A 19827-nucleotide genomic window follows, 5' to 3' on the forward strand; every position below is an offset into this window, starting at 1 on the left:
GATCGGGCCGCAACGGATCAGGTGGCGTCGGTATCCGGGGTCGAGGCGAGGGCGATCGATCGTGCTCATGAGGGAGCGCTCGCCTTCGCGCGGCGCGCGAGCGCGATGAGCACGGGAGCGCCGACGAACGCGGTGACGATGCCGACGGGAATCTCGGCCGGCGCGATGAGGAGCCGCCCGAGCACGTCGGAGAGCAGCACGATCGCGGGGGCGAGGAGGATCGAGACGGGCAGGATCCTCCGCTGGTCCACGCCGAACACCCACCGCGCGACGTGCGGGACCATCAGCCCGATGAACGAGATGGGGCCGGCGAGCGCCGTCGCGACCCCGGCGAGGACGGTGACCGCGAGGATGACGCCGATCCGGATTCCGGCGAGGTTCGCGCCCTGCGAGCGTGCGATGTCCTCGCCGAGCGCGACGGCGTTCAGACCCGGCGCCAGCAGGAGCGCGCCGAGCACGGCGATCCCGACGAACGGCAGGACGGGCAGGAGGACGTCGAAGCCACGGCCGAGGAGCGACCCCGCGTTCCACGAGCGCAGGTGCTCGAACGCCTCCGGGTCGCTGAGCGTCAGCCCCGTGGTGATCCCCGAGCACACCGCGCCGAGCGCGACACCGGCGAGGGTGAGGCGGATCGGGTCGGCGGCCCCTCGGCCGGCCGAGCCGACGACGTAGACGGCGATCGTGACCACGAGCGCCCCGAGGAACGCGAGCCAGACGAGGGCGGCGATGTCCCGCATCCCGAGGAAGGCGACGCCGAGCGCGACGGCGAGCGCGGCGCCGGCGTTCACACCGAGGATGCCCGGGTCCGCGAGCGGGTTCCGTGTGAAGGCCTGGATCAGCGCCCCGGCCGCTCCGAGCGCTGCGCCGACGACGAGGCCGGTGACGGTGCGGGGGAGCCGGAGCTCCTCGACCACGTATCTCGCCTCAGGGGAGCCGCCGCCCCGCAGCACGTCGAGGACATCTCCGAACGGCAGTGCGTTCGAGCCGAGCGTCAGCGACAGCGCGATCGCGATCGCGAGGCCGCCGAGGAGGCCGAGCAGGCCGAGCCAGATGCGGGCTCGGCCGGTCCGGGATCCGCCGAGCGCGTCTCGCCGCCGACTGATGGCGGCGACGGTCACCGCTCGGTTTCGAGGATCGCCTCGATCTCGTCCAGGACGAGGTCGCCGCCCTTCGGTCCGACGCCGGACACCCAGTAGCTCGTGTCGACGAGCGTGACCGACGGGAACGCGCTGCGGTTCTGCGTGATCGCCGGCGGGATCGTCGCGTCGTCGGCCGGGTCGGCGCTCGTGACGAGGACGTAGTCGGCGGTGGCGTCGAGGATGTTCTCGGGGGAGAGGTCCGCCTGAAGGCCGTCCTCCCATTCCCGAGCGGGGATGGTGAGGCCGGCGCACTCGAGCGCGCTCCCGGCGAACGAGGTCGGCCCGTACAGGCTCAGGGTGGTCTCGTCGCGCGGGCGGATGAGGTTGACGGTCTTCCCGTGGACGTCGAACTCCTCCGCGATGCGATCGCATCGCTCGTTGAACCCGTCGAGAAGGGCCTTCGCGTCGTCGGGCTGCCCCAGCGCGGCCCCGATGAGCAGGACGTTCTCCTGCCACGGGTCAGCCTGCGTCTGCATGAAGACCGTCGGGGCGATGGCCGACAGCTGCTCGTACAGCTTGGAGTGCCGTGCTTCGGTGCCGAGGATGAGGTCGGGCTTCAACGCCGCGATCGCTTCCAGATCGGGTTCCGGTACCGTTCCGACCGGCTGGACGCCGTTCACGCCGAGATAGTCGGGGACGCCGGCGACGTTGCTCGCGACGGCCGCGCCGACCGGGGTGATCCCCAGCGCGACGGCGGTGTCGAGCTCGACCGGCTCGAGGGCGACCACCCGCTGCGGGGCTGCGGGGACCTCGGCGGTGCCGCGGGCGTGCTCGACCGGGTGCGTCCCGGCCGCAGTCCCGCTCGGTGCGTCGGCCTGCGAGGTGGGAGCGCAGCCGGCGAGCGCCAGAGTGGCGCCCACCGCGGTGGCGATGGACCAGGCGAGCACTCGCTGGGGCAGGGGGGGATCGCATTCGGACAGCACCTCTCATCGTGGAACGGCCCGCCGGAACGGCGTCGGCCTTAGACTAAGGTAAGCCTATCCTCACTATCTCCGCTTCAATCGGCGGATGCGTCGAAGCGCGCCTCCACGGTCGCCTGCACCACGAGCTCCGCCGGAGCGAGCTCGGCGACCGGGGCCGACGCGGCATCCATCCCGAAGGCCACCGCGCGTGCGAGATGACCGCCCTTGGTCATCGGGTTCGGCCGGGCGTCCAGCAGTCCGGCGTCGGCGAGCTCGACGGGCGCTGGCGAGCCGAGCCCGAGCGCCGAGGCGTACACGCCCGCCTTCGCGACCGCCTCGGCGACGGCGCGCCGCTGCGCCGTCTCGCGGACGCGGGCGGCGGTCGCTTCGGTGAGCCGCCAGTCGACACCGCCGAGCGAGAGCTCCTCGCCGGCCGCCTGCTCGCTCACCCAGGCGGAGAGGGCGGCGAGGTCGCGGAAGACGAGCTCGAGCTCGCCCCGTGCCTCGTGCACGACGGGGAGCTGCCGTCCCTCGGCGTTGAACGGGCGCTGCGACCAGACCCGCAGCTGTCCGGCCGACCACTGCTCGAGCGCGCCCTCGGCGTCGAGCCGGCGCACCTCGGCGAGCAGCCGTTCATGGGCGGCGGCGGTGCGATCGATGATCTGCTGCCGATCGGCGCCGGACGCGCCGACCGAGAGCTGCACCGCGCCGAGCTCGGGCTCCACGCGCTCCTCGGCGGTGGCGGTGACGGTGATGAGCGTGCCCACGGGCGACCTCCATCTGGTTCGGCGTCGGACGGGGCGACGCGGCCGGGAATGGCGGAAGCATCCCGCCTGTTCTAGACTGTAAGGCCGCGCACCCCTCGCCTCCTGGTGAAGTGCGCGGAACATGGCAACTCCACAGCGTGCGACAACGACCCTCCGAACGGACGACTCCACACGGACGACTCCGGCGGGGCCCATGGGGATGATCGGTTTCGACATCGCCTGTGCGCCCACGAGAAGCGGGCCGAGGATGCAGGGTTATCTCGTGAACGCTCCCTGCGAACAAATAACTGCCAATAAGAAGCAGTCCGACTTCGCACTCGCTGCCTAAGCGAGTCCGATAGTCCGTCAGTCCGGGTTGGTTCCCGCCCCGGTCCCTGGCGTCATTTAGGGAACTTGCTGCGCGTCGTCGCCTGAGCGACGTGCGGGACTTTTTCAGGCTGGGCTCGTCGACCGAGGTGCCTGTGACAACGGTCGGGGCCGAGCAGAACGCTCCACAGGATGCGCCCGGAGAAGGCGTGGAAACTCAGCGATGGACGGGGGTTCAATTCCCCCCATCTCCACCACCGGTCGTTGTCGCACGCGAATCGCCAGCAGACGGGCCGCCCCTCGGGGCGGCCCGTCGTGCGTTCGGCGCAGAGACATCTTGGAGCCGGGGCATCCCCTAGGCTGGCGATCGTGCGTCCGGCCCTCGACACCACCGCGCTCACCGCGTTGTTCGGGCCGGAAGAGGTGCGGCAGCTCGCGCTCGCCGCCCGGGCCGACCGGCCCACGCCCCTCGGCCTGGTGTGGCGGGCCCTCGGCGCCGGCTTCCTCGCGCTCGTGTTCACCGCGACGTTCCTCGGCGTCCTCGACGAGTGGGTCGAGCGCGGGCCGTGGCCCGCGGCGTTCTTCCTGCTCGTGCTCTGCGGCATGGCCGCGTTCGTCGTCGCGATCAGCATCTCGTCGCTCGGCGCGGCACGGCGGCGTCGGGTGCGTCACCTGCGGCTCGAGCGCTTCGCCCGGGACAACCGGCTGTACTGGATGCCGGAGGGCAACGCGCCCCAGTACCCGGGGGCGATCTTCTCGGTCGGAACGACCCGGCTCGTGCGCGACCGGCTGTTCGCCGGCTCTGGCGAGTTCTTCGACGTCGGGGTGCTGCAGGCGGTGACGGGCAGCGGCAAGGACCGGCGCACCGTCGAGTGGTCCTACCTGGCGCTGCGGCTCACGCGCGAGCTGCCGCATCTCGTGCTCGACTCGACCCGCGACAATATGCTCGGCCAGAGCTCGCTGCCCGAGACGATGCACCGGGCGCAGCGGCTCTCGCTCGAGGGCGACTTCGACCGCCACTTCGCCTTGTACTGCCCGGCGGGCTACGAGCGCGACGCGCTCTACGTGTTCACGCCCGACCTGATGGCGCTCCTCATCGACGAGGCGGGCGCCTTCGACGTCGAGATCGTCGACGACCGGATGACGCTGTTCACCCGGCGCTACGTCGACCCGCTCGACCCGGAGACCTGGCGACGCTACGAGCGCATCATGGCGCTCGTGCTGCCGAAGGCCAGGCGGCAGACGCGCCGCTACCGAGACGAGCGCGCCGACGAGGGCGAGGCCGTCGCGCTCGAGGGGCGCCGGCTCCGCACGGGCGTGCCGTGGAGCGGCATCGCGATCGGCGTCGGCGTGTTCGGCGGCTGGATCGTGCTGCGCTTCCTGCTGGGCGGCTGACGCGCGCACCGCGCGGCGTCGAGGAGCGGATGCCTCGCCGCGACGTCGGCGGCCGCCGCTACGATCGAGCGATGAGCTACTCCGCGGCGTCCGACCGCTACGACCAGATGACGTTCCGCCGCTCGGGCCGTTCGGGCCTGCAATTGCCCCTGCTCTCGCTCGGGCTCTGGCAGAACTTCGGCGACGACCGTCCGGCCGAACGGCAGCGCGACATCCTGCTGCGCGCCTTCGACCGCGGCGTCATCCACTTCGACCTGGCGAACAACTACGGCCCGCCCTACGGTGCCTCCGAGGCGAACGTCGGCCGTGTGCTCGGCGGTGAGCTCCGCGCGCACCGCGACGAGATCGTCGTGTCGACGAAGGCCGGGTGGGACATGTGGCCCGGGCCCTACGGCTCCGGCGGCAGCCGCAAGTACCTGCTGTCGAGCCTCGACGCCTCGCTCGGCCGGCTCGGGCTCGACTTCGTCGACGTCTTCTACCACCACCGGCCCGACCCCGGCACGCCGCTCGAAGAGACGGCCGCGGCGCTCGACGCCGTCGTCCGCGCGGGCAAGGCGCTCTACGTCGGCATCTCCTCGTACTCCGCGGCTGATGCGCGCACGATGGCGGGGCTGCTCGCCGAGCTGGGCACGCCGCTCACGATCCACCAGCCGTCGTACTCCATGCTGAACCGCTGGATCGAGACCGAGGGGCTGCTCGAGGCCGCCGGCGAGCTCGGCTTCGGCGTCATCGGCTTCACGGCGCTCGCGCAGGGCCTGCTCACGGGCAAGTACCTCGGCGGGGTGCCGGAGGGTTCGCGCGCCGCGTCCGACGGCTCGCTCGACCGCACCGTGCTCACCGACGAGCTCACCGCTCACCTGCGCGCGCTCAACGAGATCGCGGCCGCTCGCGGGCAGTCGCTCGCGCAGCTCGCGCTCGCCTGGGCGCTCCGCGACGAGCGGGTCACGAGCCTCGTGGTGGGCGCGTCGAGCGTCGCGCAGCTCGACGAGAACCTCGATGCGCTCGACCGGCTCGACTTCGACGAGTCCGAGCTGCGCGCGATCGACGAGCACGCGGTCGAGTCCGGCATCGACCTCTGGGCCGACGCCCGCGGTGGCGGGCCGGTGCCCGTGTTGAAGCCGGAGTGACCGGCGCGTGCCCCGGCCGGCAGCGCCGGCCGGGGCGCGCACGTCAGCGCGCGGCGCTCAGGCGTTGTCGATGCGATTCGCGAGCACCTGGCGCGCCACGAGGTCGTTCGCCACGGCGTCGCCGGTCTCGCCGAAGATCGTGGCCGTCTTCGCCGCCCCGATCGCCCCGCCGAGCAGTGCGCCGCTCGTCATGTCCCGGTGCAGCCGGGCGACGAGCAGGCCCTGCGCGTCCGTCATGAAGTCGACGGCGAGGTTGATCACGAACTTCGAACCGGCCATGGCGCCGAGCCACACGGTGCGCGCGGTGCTGCCGCGCTTCGCGAAGAAGCCGCCGGTCGGCGTCTCGGTGATCGTGAAGCCCTGCGCCTCGAGCGCACTGCGGATCGCGGCGCGGGCGGCGGCGTGATCGCCGAGGAGGAAGTAGTCGTACGACGAGGCCATCTGGTGCTCCAGTCGGGTCGGGTCTGATTGATGCCGCTCGACTCTATCGGCAGACGACCCCCGTTCGGGGTGGCGGCGCGCTCAGCGCAGGGCGTCGAGCACGAGCTCGTGCAGCGCCCCGTTCGTGGCGAGCGAACTGCCGTGCTGCGGCCCGGCCTCGCCGGTGATCGAGGTGAAGCGTCCGCCGGCCTCCTCGACGATCGGGATGAGCGCGGCGAGGTCGTAGATCTTCACGTCGAACTCGCCGACGATGTCGATGACGCCCTCGGCGAGCAGCATGTACGACCAGAGGTCGCCGTAGGCGCGGTCGCGCCACACCCGCTCGGAGAGCGCCAGAAGGCGGTCGAGGTACCCGGCGTCGCGCCACTGGGCGAGGCTCTGGAAGCTCAGCGAGGCATCCGCCAGTCCCGAGACCGCGGAGACCGCGAGGCGACGGGGCTCAGGACGCGCTCCCGTCTCGTCGGGCAGCTCGCGCGTCCAGGCGCCCTCGCCGGCGGAGGCCCACCAGCGACGCCCCATCGCGGGCGCGGAGACGACCCCGACGACGGGGACGCCGTCGACGGCGAGCGCGATGAGCGTGCCCCACACCGGCACCCCGCGCAGGAAGTTGGCGGTGCCGTCGATCGGGTCGATGATCCACTGACGGCTCGTGCTGCCCTCGGTGCCGAACTCCTCGCCGATGATGCCGTCGTCGGGGCGCGCGGCGGCGAGTCGCTCACGGATGGCCCGTTCGACCGCGAGGTCGGCCTCGGTCACCGGCGTGCGGTCGGGCTTCGTCTGCACGTCGAGGTCGACGGCGCGGAAGCGCGAGAGCGAGATCGCGTCGGCGAGATCGGCGAGTTCGAGGGCGAGCGCGAGGTCGTCGGCGTAGGAAACGGTCACGGCCTCAGCGTATCGGCCGGCGGTGAACGGCGGGTTTCCGGGCCGGCATCCCCACGACGCGCCCGGGGTGCGGACGGGCCCGCGCTCGATTGGCGCGAAGGTGGCGGAGCTGATAGCGTGGTCTCTCGGTTCGGTTCGCAAGATCCGCGCTTCGCACCTCTAGCTCAATCGGCAGAGCAACTGACTCTTAATCAGTGGGTTCAGGGTTCAAGTCCCTGGGGGTGCACCAGAGCGAAGGCCCCGGCAGCATGCCGGGGCCTTCGTCGTTTCCGCCGGACGAGCGCTGGCATCGCCGCGGTCGCACCCGCTCAGCCGCGCTCCTTGTCGACGGCTTCGCGCGCGGACTGCACCTCCGCGACGGCGGCCATCGCCCGGCGCTCGGCGCGCTGCAGGCGTCGCACGGCGATCGTGGGGCTGCCGTAGCGGGCGGCGACGCGGTCGTGCTCCTCGTCGACGCCGGTGACGATGTAGGCGCCGGCGATGAGCACGACCTGGCTCGAGAGGTTCAGCCAGAGCAGCAGCGCGATGATCGAGGCGAACGAGGCCAGCAGCGGGTTCGACGACGCGCCGCCGATGAAGAGGCCCGAGAGCACCTGCAGCACGGTCAGCCCGACGCCGCCGAGCAGCGCCCCCGTCCAGAGCGAGCGGCGGCGTGGTCGCAGTCCCGAGAGCAGGCGGAACAGCGCGGCGACCGCGACCGTGTCGATCGCGAGAACCACGAGAATCGAGAGCGCCTGCACGCCGAAGTCGGCGAGGCCGGAACGGGCGGGGACGCCGAGCCAGTCGAGCACGGAGCCGATCGCGGCGGTGCCGGCCATGGTGACGACGGCGCCCGCGCCGAGCGCGACGCCGAACCCCACCGCGATCGCGAGATTCCGAAGCACCGCCCAGACGACGAAGGTCTGGTCGGGGGCCTGGTCCGCGATCTCGCGGAACGCGATGGCGAGCGAGCCGACCGCGCCGATCGCCGTGCCCACCAGTCCCACGAGGCCGACGACGCCCGCGACGCTGAACGCGACGGGCTGCACGAGCGAACTGGGATCGATCGCGCCGCCCTCGCCCACGAGCCCCGGGATGGCCCGGCCGACGGCGTCGACGAGGGCCTGCATGGCCTCGTCGTCGCGGGAGAGCCAGATGCCGGCAACCGAGAAGCCGAGGAGCACGCCTGCGAACACCGAGAACAGCGCCCGATAGGTCACGCTGTCGGCGAGCATGGGGCCGTGGTGCTCCTGATAGAGGAGGAACGCCCGCACGGGCTTCCGTTCGAGCACCCAGGCGACGAGGCGCTTCAGCCAGCCGGCCTTCGGCGGCGTCGTGGCGGCGGGAGTCGTGTCTCGTTCGGCAGCGCTCATCTCGTCAGGCTAGCCAGCCGAGGGATCGGGGCGGAGAGGCTTGACGCGGTGCGCGGTTCGGCTCAGTCGTCGAGGCCGCGGGCAACCAGCGCCTCGCCGAGGTGGTCGGCGGTGCGGAGCGCGCGCACGATCACGGGCACGGCGACGGCCCGGATCGATCCCTCCGCCCCGCGCGCCCGGCGGGCGTCGAGCACCTCCGCGACGATCTCGCCGAGGAGGGGGATGGCACGGATCGCGAGGGCGAGGGCGAGCCCCACGCGGTCGGCGTCGATCCAGCGGCGGAACGGCCGCAGCAGTGTCTGCGCCGCGTCCAGGGTCTCGGTCACCGGCGTCGTGAGCGAGTAGACCCCGGCCAGGACGACCGCGAGCAGCAGCCGCAGGGCGACCGTGACGGCGAGCTCCCAGCCGGCGACGAGCAGCTGGATCGGCACGGCGATCGCGAGCAGCCACAGGAGAGGGACGAGCTGACGCCAGAGCAGCCGAAGCGGCACCCGGGCGAGGGCGACGATCCCGGCGACCACGAGGCACGCGCCCGCGAGCACGAGCACCGAGTGCTGCAGCGCGATGGCCGTCACGAGCGCCGCGAGCAGCCCGAGCTTCAGGAGCGCCGGCGCGCGGTGCACGAGCGAGCCGCCGGGGTGGAAGACGCCGATCACGGTCTGGTCCGCTCCGCGGCGTCGGTGACGCCGTCGTCGGCCTCGTCCTCGGTGTCGATGAGTTCGCGGTAGCGGGGGAGGGCCACCGCCGGCACGTCGTCGCAGACGACGCGGCCGCCCTCCATCACGATGACCCGGTCGAAGTCGTCGAGGAGCTCGAGCTGGTGGCTCACGACGACGAGCTGCTCGTCGAGTCCGGCGAGGTGCCGGGCGACGCGGCGCGCGTTCCTCGCGTCGAGGAGCGTCGTCGGCTCGTCGGCGACGAGGATCGCGGGATGCCCCACGAGCACGCTCGCGAGGGCCAACAGCTGCTTCTGCCCGCCCGAGAGCCGGTGCGCCGGGCGCTCGGCGAGCTCGGTCAGCCCGAAGCGGGCGAGCGCGGCATCCACCCGTTCGTTCGCCTCGGCCGGGGCGAGCCGGTGCCGGCGCAGGGTGAAGGCGACGTCCTCCCGCACCGTCGGCATGACGATCTGGGTGTCGGCGTTGGTGAACACGAAGCCGACGCGGCGGCGCACCTCGCGGCCCTGCTTCGCCACGTCGAGCCCGTCGACGAGCACGCGCCCGGCGTCGGGTTCGACGAGCCCGTTGATCATGCGCGCCAGCGTGGACTTGCCGGAGCCGTTGGCGCCGACGATCCCGATCCGGTGCTCGACGAGCTCGAGGGAGACGTCGTCGACGACCCGCCGTCCGTCGAAGCTGCGGCTCACCCGCTCGAACACGATCGCGCTCATGCGATCCGCTCCACGATCATCGCCACGCCCTGGCCGCCGCCGATGGAGCACGCCGCGAGGGCGGGCCGATCGTCGTCGTCGGCGAGCAGACGGGCGGCGAGCCGCACGACGAGCACGGCCCCGGAGGCGCCCCAGGGGTGCCCGAGCGCGATCGCACCGCCGTCCGCGCTGATCGCCTCCTCGTCGAGCCCGAGCTCGTCGCTCACGGCCAGCAGCTGCGCGGCGAAGGCCTCGGTGATCTCGACGGCGCCCAGGGCGCGCGGGGTGAGCCCGGCGCGTTCGAACGCGATCCGCGCGGCGCGGGCCGCGCCGAGGCCGGGCAGCGCCGGATCGGATGCCGCGACCGCCGCCGCACGTACGCGCAACGCGGGCAGGCCGAGCTCGCGGGCGATCTCGGGAGTGGTCACCGCCATCGCGGCGGCGCCGTCGGAGAAGCCGCAGGAGTTGCCCGCCGTCACGCTGGCCTGCTCGTCCGCGGCGAAGGCGGGGGCGAAGCGCGCGAGCACCGACGTCGTCATGCGGGCGCTCGGCCGTTCGTCGGCGGTGACGTCGGCGACGGGAACGAGTTCCGCATCGAAGCGGCCCGCCGCCCGCGCCGCCGCGGCCCGGGCGTGCGAGCGCGCGGCCCAGGCATCCTGACGTTCGCGGTCGATGCCGCGCCGCCGGGCCACCGCCTCGGCAGCCGGACCCATGTCCGGGTCGGGGAAGCCGGCGGGCGCGAACGGCGCCCGGGTGTACCGCGTGCCGTCGGGCCAGCTGCGCTGCGGCGCGGTCGACGCCGACTCGGCACCGCCGGCGAGCACGAGGCGGGCGTCGCCCGCCCGCACTCGCGAAGCGGCCTGCAGCACGGCGTCGAGGCCGGACCCGCACTGACGATCGACGGTCACCCCGGGCACCTCGGAACCGAGGCCGGCGCGCAGGGCCGCGATGCGGGCGACGTCGCCGCCCGGGCCCATGCAGTTGCCCAGGATGACGTCGTCGATCGGCCGGCCCGCCGGTGCGATGAGACGGGCCACCTCGGCGAGCACGGGGGCGGCGAGCCCGTCGACCGTGTGCGAGGCGAGGCTGCGCCCCGCCGTGCCGATCGGAGTGCGCCGTGCGGCCACGATGACGGCGCTCATGCCCCGACCTCCGCCTCGTCCACCGCGACGGGAGACGCGATGCGCGGGTACCGGCCCGCGGCGAGACCGCTCGCGACGGCGCCGCGCGCGGTTTTGCCCGACGGGGTCGTCGGAATGGCCTCGCTGCGATGCCAGCGGCGAGGTCGCCAGGCGGGCGGCAGGGACCGGGCTGCGGCGAGCACCGCCTCGGGCTCGGCGGACGGGGTGAGCTCGACGACGGCGACGAGGCGCTGGCCCAGCAGCTCGTCGCGCTCGCCGACGACGACCGCGGCGGCGACGCCGGGCAGTTCGCCGAGGCGGCGCTCGACGTCCTCGGCGAGCACGGTCTCGCCGGCGACCGTGATGGCGGCATCGCCGCGGCCGAGGATGCGGAACCGTCGCTCACCGGACCCGTCCGCGTCGTGCGGGAGCGTCTCGGCGAGATCGCCGACGGTCGCGAAGCCGCTGAGGTCGCGGCGGAGCATCCCGCCGCCGACGACCCCGAGCGCGAGGTAGGGCGAGCGCGCCCAGAGCTCGCGTCCGGCGGCGCTCGGGCGCAGCTCGATCTCGACGCCGGGGAAGGCGCGCAGGCCGTCGCCCTCGCCGATGGCGACGAAGGAGAGCTCCGCGGCGCCGTAATACTCGACGAGCCGCATCCCGCGTGCGGCCGCACGGGCACGCAGGCCCGAGTTCGCGGCGGCCCCGGCGACGACCGCGGTGGGCGGGACGGCGGGTCCGTCGAGGAGGCGGGCGAGCCGGGTCGGCGTCGCGTGCACGATCGTGCCGCGGTGCGGCTCGTCGCTCGCGGTCGCGCCGAGGTGCAGGGCGTGCAGCGCGGCGTAGAGGTGCATCGAGACGTGCAGCGGGCCCGTGATGCGCACGACGGAGTCGGGTCCGGCCCCGGTCGCCTCGGCGAGCGGGGTCGAGGACGCGAGCCACGACGCGCTGCTACGGGCGACGATCCTCGGCCGCCCGCTCGGAGCGCTCGAGCCGGAGGTCGTCAGGGCGAGCTCGGTGCCCGCGGGCAGCGGTTCGGCCGGCGCCGTCTCGGCGCCGACGAGCACCGGCCGACCGCGCTCGAGACCCGCCAGCACGGCCACGATCGTGTCGACGGGATGCGCCTCCGGTCGGACGACGATCACCCCGCCGTCTTCCGGCGCTTCGAAGGCGGCGACGGCTCGGCCGAGCGCGCGGTAGTCGAGCGTCCGCCCGCCGAGCGCGAGGGCCGGGCGCTCGCCCGCGCCGCCGAGCCAACCGCTGCTCATGCGCGCTCGTCGACCGCGGAGCCCGTCCCGCGTCGCCACGGCCACGGCTTCGCTTCGATGAGGCCGGGCCACGCGCGGTGCACGCCCTTGGCGACGAGCACGGTCGCGACGACCTTGATCGCATCGCCGACGAGGAACACGGCAGCGCCCGCGGCCGCGAGCCCGATGGGCGTGGCGGTCACGAGGGCGAAGACGGGGATGCCGACGGCGTAGACCGCGACGATGCCGCCGAGGGCGGTCCAGAGCAGCGCGGGCACGAGCCGGTAGCGGGGGAGCAGGCGTGCGGTCGCCCAGCCGATCACGGCGGCGCCGAGCAGCCAGCCCAGCAGGTAGCCGACCGAGGGGCCCACGAAGACGCCCAGGCCGCCGCGCCCGCCGGAGAGCAGGGGCAGGCCGGCCGCGACCAGCGCGATGAACAGCAGCACGGCGAGGGAGCCCTTGCGCGCACCGAGGATCGCTCCGGCCAGCATGACGCCGAGCGTCTGCAGCGTGATCGGCACCCCCTCGGGCCCGAGGGGGATCGCGCCGGGAACGCCGAGGGCGGCGATGAGCGCCGCGAACACGGCGATCTGGGCGAGATCCCTGGCGGTCGTGCGGCGACGGCGCGCGGGTTCGGCGGGCTCGACGCGGGCGGCCTGCTCGGATCCGGTGCTCGGTGCGGTGCTCATCTGCTGCGTCCCTCTCGCGGAGTCGTCGGGCGGGTTCGCCCGTTCTCACGCTAGAAGTGCGGCCCGGCCGCGCGCGCGGATCGCCGTACAAGAATCGGTGCCGGATTTTGGACGCCGGTGGTCCGGCGCCTCGGGGCGGAGTCAGGCGGCGCGGGCGTGCAGCGGAGCCTGGGCGTCGGATGCCTCGTCGGTCTCCGCGTCGTTCGCCGGTGCGTCGGCCCCGGTCTCGTCCATGGGGTCGGCCGCTGCGTCGGCGTCGGGCGCCGCGGGCATGGCGACGTGCGCGCCGAGGGGCTCGGCCCAGACGACGAGGGGAGTCGGCTCCCAGTCGAGCGCGAGCTGCTGCTCGCCCTCGGGGACGACGACGGCGACGTTGTCGCGCTCGTCGAGGATGCTTCGGGTGAGCTCGGCGGCGATCTGGTGGGTCACGATCGCGTGGAAGATGCGGTCCGAGTCGGCATCCGTGCGGCGGACGAGCGTCCACTCGCCGGAGGAGCCGATGAACTCGGAGAGCTTGCCGTGCAGGAGGTCGAAGATGTGCTCGCCGCGGAGGTCGGCCGCCGACGGGCGAGGTGCCGGCGCGGCGACGTGCTCCGAGGCTTCGGCGGTGAGCCTCGTGCGGCGCCAGCGGCGGAACATCATGGGAGCGTCTCCATCTCGTGCGGTGCCTCAAGTCTCGGGCACTCGCGCCACATCGAGCGGGGGACACGCCGCAGAACGGCAGGCGGAGCTTACTCCAGTTCTTCGCGCTTCGTCTCGTCGGCGACGGTGCCGATCGCGACGGCGAGGCTCGCGGCCCAGGCGATCCACATCATCAGCAGCCGCCAGTCGCGCGGCCCGGACATGGTCGCCTTGACGACGCCGACGCCGCTGATGGCGGCACTCAGCACGGCTCCGCTGAAGAGGTACTTGCGCATGCCGCAACGCTACCCGGCGGAGCCCGCCCGCGTCGCCCCCTTGACGGGATCCGTACGAGGAGGCATCCGCGGTTCGTGACGGGACGGTGAACGGGCGCTGGGAGTCGACCGAGAATCTGACCGATCGGACAGAGTCTGACCGATCGGTCAGCTACCGTCGAATCATGCCCACCGACGCCACCCTCCCTGCGCGCGCCCGCGCCGGCGACGAGCTGCGCCAGGCCGCGCTCGAACAGTTCGCCACCGTCGGCTTCGCCGCGACCTCGCTGCAGCAGATCGCCGACCACGCCGGGTACTCGAAGTCGAGCGTGCTCTACCACTACACCTCGAAGGAGGCGCTGCTCGAGGCGGCCGTCACGCCCGCCATCGACCAGCTCGAAGTGCTCGTCGCGGAGTTCGCCGAGGGCCGCCGCTCCGACGCGGCGCGCGGCGCCTTCATCGGGCGATTCGTCGACCTGCTGCTCGGCGAGCGCCTCGCGGTGCACCTCTTCGTCAGTCAGGGGCACTCGCTTCGCGGCATCCCCGCGATCGAACGCGGCAACGCCGCGATCCGCGTGCTCGCCGACGCGATCTGCACGGGCGCCTCGCTCGCCGAGCAGATGCGGTTCGGCGTCGCGCTCGCCGGGGCGACCTACGCGCTCGTGGCGGGCGCCACCTTCTTCGACGACGACGAGATGACCCAGCTCGTCACCTCCTACTCGGACGACGACGTGCGCGTGGCGCTCATCGACGTCCTGACCGAACTGCTGATCCCGGCCGCCGGCCGCTGACCCGGAAGACACCATGGCCCTCCTCCTGCACCGCATCGGCCGCTTCGCCTACCGTCGCGGCTGGCTCGTCATCGTCACCTGGGTGCTCGCGCTCGGCGCGTTCCTCGGCGCCGGCATCGGGCTCGGCGGCCAGCTCCAGGAATCGTTCGCGATCCCCGGCACCGAGTCCCAGTCGGCGATCGACCAGCTCGCCGCCGTCTTCCCGCAGACCGCGGGCGCCTCCGCCCGCGCCGTCGTCGAGGCGCCCGAGGGCGCCTCCGTCGAGGACGCGCCCTATCGCGACGCCATCGACGAGATGTCGAGCGAGCTGGCCGACATCGACGGCGTCGCGAGCGTGCTCGGCCCGTTCGACGAGTACGCCGGCGACCAGGTCTCCGACGACGAGCGCACCGCCATCATCCAGGTGCAGTTCGACGGTCCGAGCACCGACGTCACGCAGGAGCAGCTCGACGCGGTCACCGCCACCAAGGCCCTCGCGAGCGACGCCGGCATGGAGGTCGCCTTCGGCGGCGAGGTGTTCCAGGACACGAGCTTCGGCCTCACCGTCACCGAGGCGCTCGGCGTGCTCTTCGCGGGCGTCGTGCTCTTCATCACCTTCGGTTCGCTGCTCTCGGCGGGCATGCCGCTGCTCACCGCCCTCGTCGGGGTCGGCCTCGCCTTCGGCGGCATCTCGATCGTCGCCGCGATCACGCCGGTCTCCAGCACGGCGCCCATGCTCGCGGTCATGATCGGGCTCGCCGTCGGCATCGACTACGCGCTGTTCATCCTGTCGAGGCATCGAACCCAGCTCGCCCGCGGTCAGGACCCGGAGGAGAGCGCCGCCGAGGCGGTCGCGACGGCCGGCGGCGCCGTCGTCTTCGCCGGCCTCACCGTCATCATCGCCCTGCTCGGGCTGCTCGTCGTCGGCATCCCCTTCCTCAGCGTCATGGGCGTCGGCGCGGCGTTCGCGGTGCTCATCGCGGTCATCGGCGCGGTGACCCTGCTGCCCGCACTCCTCGGCGTGCTCGGCACCAAGCTCGTGCCGAAGCCCGGCAGTCGCGCGCACCGGCGCGCCAACGCCGACGACGACGGCGGCAAGAAGCCCCTCGGCCGACGCTGGGTCGACACCGTGCTCAAGGCGCCGATCGCCTTCGTCGTCGTGATCGTCGGACTCCTCGGCGCGGCCTCGGTGCCGGCGCTGAGCCTCGACCTGAACCTGCCGAGCGCGGCCACCGACCCCGTCGGCTCCAGCTCGCGCGAGGCGTACGACCTCATCTCCGACGGCTTCGGGCCCGGCTACAACGGGCCGCTCATCGTCACGGTCGACATCACCCAGACGACCGACATCTTCGACGACCTCGACGCCATCGGCGCCCGCATCGGCGCCCTCGACGACGTCGCCTACGTCGGCGACGGCCTGCCCAACCCGACGGTCGACACCGCGATCATCCAGGTGATCCCGGAGAGCGCGCCCGACGACCCCGCGACGAAGGCGCTCGTGGAGTCGATCCGCGAGCTCGAACCCGGCATCCAGGCCGACTTCGGCACGCCGATCGCGGTCACCGGCTACACGGCGGTCTCGATCGACATCTCGCAGCGGCTGAGCGACGCCCTCGTGCCCTTCGCGCTCATCGTCGTCGGTCTGTCGATCGTGCTGCTGCTGATCGTGTTCCGCTCGGTGTTCGTGCCGGTGAAGGCCGCGCTCGGCTTCCTGCTCTCCGCGTTCGGCGCGATCGGCGTCACCGTCGCGGTGTTCCAGTGGGGCTGGTTCGCGGATCTGCTGCACATCGAGCCGGGGCCGATCCTGAGCTTCCTGCCGATCCTCTTGATGGCGGTGCTGTTCGGGCTCGCGATGGACTACGAGGTGTTCCTCGTCTCCGGCATGCGGGAGGAGTTCGTGCGCTCGAAGCAGCAGACGCCGGGCGGCCGTCCGCGCGAGGCGATCGTGCACGGCTTCCAGCACGCCGCCCGCGTCGTCACCGCCGCCGCGCTCATCATGTTCTTCGTCTTCTTCGCGTTCGTGCCCGAGGGATCGGGTCCGATCAAGGGCATCGCCTTCGCGCTCGCGATCGGCGTCGCGTTCGACGCGTTCCTGGTGCGGATGACGCTCGTCCCCGCCGCGATGGCGCTCGCCGGTCGCGGGGCCTGGTGGCTGCCGAAGTGGCTCGGGCGTCTGCTGCCCGACGTCGATATCGAGGGCGAGGGCCTGCGCGCCCACCTCGACCAGGAGGCGTGGGCGAAGGCGCGGCCCGCAGCCGTGCTCGCGGAGGGCGCCCTGTTCGGCCTGCCCGAGCGCACGATCGGCCCGGTCGACGTGGACGTGCCCGAACACGGGGCGCTGCTCGTCCGCGGTCCCGCGGTCGATCGTCGCGTCGTCGTCGCGACGCTCGCCGCCCGGCTCGCCCCCGTCGACGGCCGACTCGCCGTCCTCGGCCGGCCGCTGCCGGGCTCCGGCGGCGAGGTGCTCCGCCGCGTCGCGATCGCGGAGCTCTCCGCCGACCAGGCCCTCGACGGCGGCACCGTGGGCGAGCTGATCGCTCGCCGGCTCGACGCCACCCGGCCGTGGTACCGGCTCGCGCCGGCCTCGCAGGCCGCCTCGGAGTGGGCGCGCAAGGCGGCGCTCGCGATCGGCGAGCGCTTCGACGCCGACACCCCGCTCGAATCGCTCGGCGCCGTCGCGCGCGCCGTCGTCGCGACCGCCGCGGCCCTCGCCGAACGGCCGAGCGCCGTCGCGATCGACCTCGACGAGGCGCCCGGCGCGGCCACGACCGAGCTCTGGGACGCGCTCGCCGTCCTGGTCCCCGCCGACGTGGCCCTCATCGTCGGCATCGGCCGCTCCGCCCAGGGGCCGGCCGCCGGCAGTCTCTTCGCCGCCCGCGGCGTCGAGACCGTCGACCTCGCGGCCCTGTCGGTCGCATCCGATTCCCCTGTTTCCCCCGACCACCAGGAGGCCCTGCGATGAGCGGCCGACTCTCCCGACTCTTCGGCACCACCCCGGCCCAGCGCCGGCTCCGCTACGGCGTGCTGCTCGCGGCCGTCGTGGCCGTCCCGCTCGCCGTCGCGGGCCTCGTGTCCGGGGCGGTCGCGGGCGGCAACGACCAGCTCGAGCAGATCCCGGCGATCGTCGTGAACGACGACGAGATGGTCACGACCACCGACGCCGACGGCGCCGAGCAGCAGGTGCTCGCCGGCCGGCTGCTCGTCACCGAGCTCACCGGCGGCGAGGCGAGCGGTTTCGACTGGACCATCTCGAACGACGAGGAGGCCGCGAAGAAGCTCGCCGACGGCGAGGCGTACGCGGTGCTCACCATCCCGTCCGACTTCTCCGCCTCGGTCACCTCGCTCTCGGGCTCGAACCCGACGAAGGCCAACCTCGAGATCCGCACCGACGACGCGCACTCCTACCTCGCCGGGTCGGTCGTGCAGTCCGTCGGCGACGCGATGACCGCCGCGTTCGGGCGCACGCTCACGCAGCAGTACCTCGAGGGGCTGTACGCCGGGCTCGCCGACTTCGGGGGCTCGCTGGACCAGGCCGCCGACGGCGCATCCTCCCTCGCCTCCGGCGCGGGCTCGCTCTCGACGGGCGTCGGCCAGCTGTCCACGGGCGTCGCGTCGGCCGCGTCGGGCGCCTCGGATGCCGCGAGCGGAGCCTCGCAGTACGCCGACGGCGTGCGGCAGTACACCGAAGGCGTGGACGGGCTCGCCTCTGGCCTCGCGCAGGCGAGCGCCGGATCCGCCGGGCTCGACACGCTCGCCGGTGGTGTCTCCAGCTACGTCGGCGGGGTGAATGCCGCCGTCGGCCAGATCGGTGGTGCGTTCACCGGGGTGATCGCCCAGCTCGAGCAGGCGAAGGTCGACAACCCGGAGCTCGCGCCCCAGCTCGATGCCCTCATCGCTCAGCTGCAGGCGCAAGCAGGCGCCCTGCAGCCGCAGCTCGATCAGTTCACGGCCCAGGGCGCGCAGCTCGCGGCCGGGGTGCAGAGCGGCGTCGACCAGACCCAGGCGGGCCTGGCCGAGCTCTCGAACGGTGCCGCGCAGCTCTCCGGCGGCTCCGCCGCCATTCGGGACGGCGCCTCGAGCCTCGCCTCGGGCGTGGGGGAGCTCGCCGGCGGCCTCGACCAGCTGTCGAGCGGCGCGTCGAGCGCAGCCACTGGAGCGGATGAACTCGCGAGCGGCGCCGAGCAGTTCGCGAGCGGCCTCGCGGACGGCGCTGAGCAGGCCGGCGCGCTGACGAACGTCGACGGCAAGGAAATGGCCGACGTCGTCTCGCAGCCCGTCACGGTCGACGCCGCGCGCGACCACGAGATCGCCTCGACCGGTGAAGCGGTCGGCATGTGGTTCGCCCCGATCGGCCTCTGGGTCGGCGCGCTCGCGATGTTCCTGGTGTTCCGGCCGTTCGGCCGCGAAGCGCTGCGGAGCACCGCTTCGACCGGCGGGCTGGTCTGGCGGGCGCTCGCCCGTGCCGGGCTCGTCGCGCTCGGCCAGACCGTCGCGGTCGTGGGGCTGCTGCACCTCGCCCTCGGCGTCTCCTGGTCGCTGCTGCCGCAGACGCTGGCGTTCTCGGCGCTCACGGCGCTCGCCTTCACGGCGGTGCACGCCTGGCTGATGACCTGGCTCGGCCGCGGCGGCATGATCATCTCGCTGATCCTCGTCGCCCTGCAGCTCACGACCACCGGCCTGGTGCCGATCGAGGCGCTGAGCGGCCCTTATCAGACGATCAGTCCGTTCCTGCCGCTCACCTGGGCGGTGCAGGGCATGCAGCTCATCGTCTCGGGCGCCGGGGGAGCCGGGGTCGCCGGGGCAGCGGGCGTGCTCGCGCTGTTCGCTCTGATCGGTGTGCTCGGTACGGCGATCGTGGTCGGGCGCCGCCGGGGCATCCGCTCGATCGGCTTCGCCTCCGCCGCGCTCGGCTGAGCCAGTTGGTTCTCTGAGCTTGTCGAAGGGAATCCGACCCTTCGACGGGCTCAGGGAGCCATCCCTTCGACGGGCTCAGGGAGCAGGTGTTGCGGCAGGCCGCGATCGATGCGAGCCTGGCCGTTCGAATGCGAACGGCCGACCCCGAGGAGCGCACATGAGCGTCACCGAACAGTCCGCGCGAGTGCCGGCCTCCCGGCGGACCGGCCTGCGGCTCACTCTCGCCGCGGTCACCGTCATGCTCGTGCTCGCCTCGGGCATCGCCACCGCCGCGATGCTGCCCGAACTCGCCATCCGTGTTCTGAGCTACGCGACCATGCTCGCGGCGCTGGCGTCCGGCATCGCCGCAGTGCGTCGCGGTCCGGCGTGGATGCGGGCGATCAGCGCGATCGTGGGTGTTCTCGCGCTCATGCTCGGGTCGACGTTCTTCGGGCTGACCTACTCGTAGGGCGGTTCCGGCCCTTCGACGGGGCCCCTTCGACGGGCTCAGGGGACCAGCATCCCTGCGACGGGCTC

General features: G+C 73.2%; 19 protein-coding genes, 1 tRNA gene and 1 other RNA gene. 8 read left to right on the plus strand and 13 right to left on the minus strand.

Annotated features, from left to right (window positions below; all coding sequences use genetic code 11):
* Positions 1–65: 65 nt before the first annotated feature.
* The 3 genes from MTP13_RS11985 to MTP13_RS11995 form a co-directional block, all read right to left on the minus strand.
* The gene (locus MTP13_RS11985; protein ID WP_243567978.1) at positions 66–1118 is read right to left on the minus strand and encodes a FecCD family ABC transporter permease; all 1053 of its coding nucleotides are present in this window, start codon (positions 1116–1118) and stop codon (positions 66–68) included.
* Positions 1115–1999: an ABC transporter substrate-binding protein gene (locus tag MTP13_RS11990; RefSeq protein ID WP_243567979.1), complete on the minus strand. Its 885-nt coding sequence runs from the start codon at positions 1997–1999 to the stop codon at positions 1115–1117. The genes MTP13_RS11985 and MTP13_RS11990 overlap by 4 nt, the downstream gene beginning before the upstream one ends.
* 137 nt (positions 2000–2136) lie before the next feature.
* Positions 2137–2808, minus strand: coding sequence for an SIMPL domain-containing protein (locus MTP13_RS11995; RefSeq protein ID WP_243567980.1), 672 nt, complete (start codon positions 2806–2808; stop codon positions 2137–2139).
* 195 nt (positions 2809–3003) lie between these two features.
* Between MTP13_RS11995 and ssrA the strand changes: the two genes are divergently transcribed.
* The 3 genes from ssrA to mgrA all read left to right on the plus strand — a co-directional run bounded on the left by ssrA (position 3004) and on the right by mgrA (position 5636).
* Positions 3004–3371, plus strand: a transfer-messenger RNA (tmRNA) gene (gene ssrA, locus MTP13_RS12000).
* 112 nt (positions 3372–3483) lie between these two features.
* Complete coding sequence (locus MTP13_RS12005) at positions 3484–4509, plus strand: DUF3137 domain-containing protein (protein ID WP_243567981.1); 1026 nt, start codon at positions 3484–3486, stop codon at positions 4507–4509.
* Between the two features lie 71 nt (positions 4510–4580).
* Positions 4581–5636 carry an L-glyceraldehyde 3-phosphate reductase gene (gene mgrA, locus MTP13_RS12010; RefSeq protein WP_243567982.1) on the plus strand — a complete coding sequence of 352 codons (1056 nt, stop codon included), beginning with the start codon at positions 4581–4583 and terminating at the stop codon, positions 5634–5636.
* A 57-nt stretch (positions 5637–5693) separates the two neighbouring features.
* Here mgrA and MTP13_RS12015 read toward each other — a convergent pair whose 3' ends face one another.
* Entirely contained in the window at positions 5694–6077 is a 384-nt protein-coding gene (locus MTP13_RS12015; protein WP_243567983.1) for a hypothetical protein, read from the minus strand.
* 81 nt (positions 6078–6158) lie between these two features.
* Positions 6159–6959, minus strand: a complete 801-nt coding sequence (gene hisN, locus MTP13_RS12020) for a histidinol-phosphatase (RefSeq protein WP_243567984.1) — start codon at positions 6957–6959, stop codon at positions 6159–6161.
* A 153-nt stretch (positions 6960–7112) separates the two neighbouring features.
* Between hisN and MTP13_RS12025 the strand changes: the two genes are divergently transcribed.
* Positions 7113–7188: transfer RNA gene (locus tag MTP13_RS12025), tRNA-Lys, on the plus strand.
* 79 nt (positions 7189–7267) lie between these two features.
* Here the strand turns inward: MTP13_RS12025 and MTP13_RS12030 are convergent.
* The 8 genes from MTP13_RS12030 to MTP13_RS12065 all read right to left on the minus strand — a co-directional run bounded on the left by MTP13_RS12030 (position 7268) and on the right by MTP13_RS12065 (position 13648).
* Entirely contained in the window at positions 7268–8311 is a 1044-nt protein-coding gene (locus tag MTP13_RS12030) for a YihY/virulence factor BrkB family protein (protein ID WP_243567985.1), read from the minus strand.
* Between the two features lie 62 nt (positions 8312–8373).
* Positions 8374–8967 (minus strand): energy-coupling factor transporter transmembrane component T family protein, encoded by a 594-nt coding sequence (locus tag MTP13_RS12035; RefSeq protein ID WP_243567986.1) that lies wholly within the window; start codon positions 8965–8967, stop codon positions 8374–8376.
* Positions 8964–9698 carry an energy-coupling factor ABC transporter ATP-binding protein gene (locus MTP13_RS12040; protein WP_243567987.1) on the minus strand — a complete coding sequence of 245 codons (735 nt, stop codon included), beginning with the start codon at positions 9696–9698 and terminating at the stop codon, positions 8964–8966. Before MTP13_RS12040 ends, MTP13_RS12035 begins: the two co-directional genes overlap by 4 nt.
* The gene (locus tag MTP13_RS12045) at positions 9695–10819 is read right to left on the minus strand and encodes a thiolase family protein (protein WP_243567988.1); all 1125 of its coding nucleotides are present in this window, start codon (positions 10817–10819) and stop codon (positions 9695–9697) included. The genes MTP13_RS12040 and MTP13_RS12045 overlap by 4 nt, the downstream gene beginning before the upstream one ends.
* The gene (locus MTP13_RS12050; protein ID WP_243567989.1) at positions 10816–12063 is read right to left on the minus strand and encodes an AMP-binding enzyme; all 1248 of its coding nucleotides are present in this window, start codon (positions 12061–12063) and stop codon (positions 10816–10818) included. Before MTP13_RS12050 ends, MTP13_RS12045 begins: the two co-directional genes overlap by 4 nt.
* The gene (locus MTP13_RS12055) at positions 12060–12731 is read right to left on the minus strand and encodes a biotin transporter BioY (protein ID WP_243567990.1); all 672 of its coding nucleotides are present in this window, start codon (positions 12729–12731) and stop codon (positions 12060–12062) included. The genes MTP13_RS12050 and MTP13_RS12055 overlap by 4 nt, the downstream gene beginning before the upstream one ends.
* 141 nt (positions 12732–12872) lie before the next feature.
* A complete protein-coding gene (locus MTP13_RS12060) occupies positions 12873–13373 on the minus strand; it encodes a hypothetical protein (protein WP_243567991.1) in 501 nt (166 codons plus the stop codon).
* An 89-nt stretch (positions 13374–13462) separates the two neighbouring features.
* Positions 13463–13648, minus strand: a complete 186-nt coding sequence (locus tag MTP13_RS12065) for a hypothetical protein (protein ID WP_243567992.1) — start codon at positions 13646–13648, stop codon at positions 13463–13465.
* Between the two features lie 164 nt (positions 13649–13812).
* Here MTP13_RS12065 and MTP13_RS12070 point away from each other — a divergent pair, with 164 nt between their 5' ends.
* The 4 genes from MTP13_RS12070 (at position 13813) to MTP13_RS12085 (ending at position 19759) form a co-directional block, all read left to right on the plus strand.
* Positions 13813–14418, plus strand: a complete 606-nt coding sequence (locus MTP13_RS12070; RefSeq protein WP_243567993.1) for a TetR/AcrR family transcriptional regulator — start codon at positions 13813–13815, stop codon at positions 14416–14418.
* A 13-nt stretch (positions 14419–14431) separates the two neighbouring features.
* Positions 14432–17359: an MMPL family transporter gene (locus tag MTP13_RS12075; protein WP_243567994.1), complete on the plus strand. Its 2928-nt coding sequence runs from the start codon at positions 14432–14434 to the stop codon at positions 17357–17359.
* Positions 17356–19311 (plus strand): YhgE/Pip family protein, encoded by a 1956-nt coding sequence (locus MTP13_RS12080; RefSeq protein ID WP_243567995.1) that lies wholly within the window; start codon positions 17356–17358, stop codon positions 19309–19311. The genes MTP13_RS12075 and MTP13_RS12080 overlap by 4 nt, the downstream gene beginning before the upstream one ends.
* 157 nt (positions 19312–19468) lie before the next feature.
* Positions 19469–19759: a hypothetical protein gene (locus MTP13_RS12085; RefSeq protein WP_243567996.1), complete on the plus strand. Its 291-nt coding sequence runs from the start codon at positions 19469–19471 to the stop codon at positions 19757–19759.
* The last annotated feature ends 68 nt before the right edge of the window (positions 19760–19827 follow it).

This window comes from Agromyces soli (genome assembly GCF_022811605.1).
Taxonomy (GTDB): domain Bacteria; phylum Actinomycetota; class Actinomycetes; order Actinomycetales; family Microbacteriaceae; genus Agromyces; species Agromyces soli.

Coding starts and splice junctions, on each gene's coding strand:
- mgrA (WP_243567982.1), top strand. CDS start 4,581: ATGAGCTACTCCGCGGCGTCCGACCGCTACGACCAGATGACGTTCCGC.
- MTP13_RS12015 (WP_243567983.1), bottom strand. CDS start 6,077: ATGGCCTCGTCGTACGACTACTTCCTCCTCGGCGATCACGCCGCCGCC.
- MTP13_RS12030 (WP_243567985.1), bottom strand. CDS start 8,311: ATGAGCGCTGCCGAACGAGACACGACTCCCGCCGCCACGACGCCGCCG.
- MTP13_RS12040 (WP_243567987.1), bottom strand. CDS start 9,698: ATGAGCGCGATCGTGTTCGAGCGGGTGAGCCGCAGCTTCGACGGACGG.
- MTP13_RS12045 (WP_243567988.1), bottom strand. CDS start 10,819: ATGAGCGCCGTCATCGTGGCCGCACGGCGCACTCCGATCGGCACGGCG.
- MTP13_RS12050 (WP_243567989.1), bottom strand. CDS start 12,063: ATGAGCAGCGGTTGGCTCGGCGGCGCGGGCGAGCGCCCGGCCCTCGCG.
- MTP13_RS12055 (WP_243567990.1), bottom strand. CDS start 12,731: ATGAGCACCGCACCGAGCACCGGATCCGAGCAGGCCGCCCGCGTCGAG.
- MTP13_RS12060 (WP_243567991.1), bottom strand. CDS start 13,373: ATGATGTTCCGCCGCTGGCGCCGCACGAGGCTCACCGCCGAAGCCTCG.
- MTP13_RS12065 (WP_243567992.1), bottom strand. CDS start 13,648: ATGCGCAAGTACCTCTTCAGCGGAGCCGTGCTGAGTGCCGCCATCAGC.
- MTP13_RS12070 (WP_243567993.1), top strand. CDS start 13,813: ATGCCCACCGACGCCACCCTCCCTGCGCGCGCCCGCGCCGGCGACGAG.
- MTP13_RS12075 (WP_243567994.1), top strand. CDS start 14,432: ATGGCCCTCCTCCTGCACCGCATCGGCCGCTTCGCCTACCGTCGCGGC.
- MTP13_RS12080 (WP_243567995.1), top strand. CDS start 17,356: ATGAGCGGCCGACTCTCCCGACTCTTCGGCACCACCCCGGCCCAGCGC.
- MTP13_RS12085 (WP_243567996.1), top strand. CDS start 19,469: ATGAGCGTCACCGAACAGTCCGCGCGAGTGCCGGCCTCCCGGCGGACC.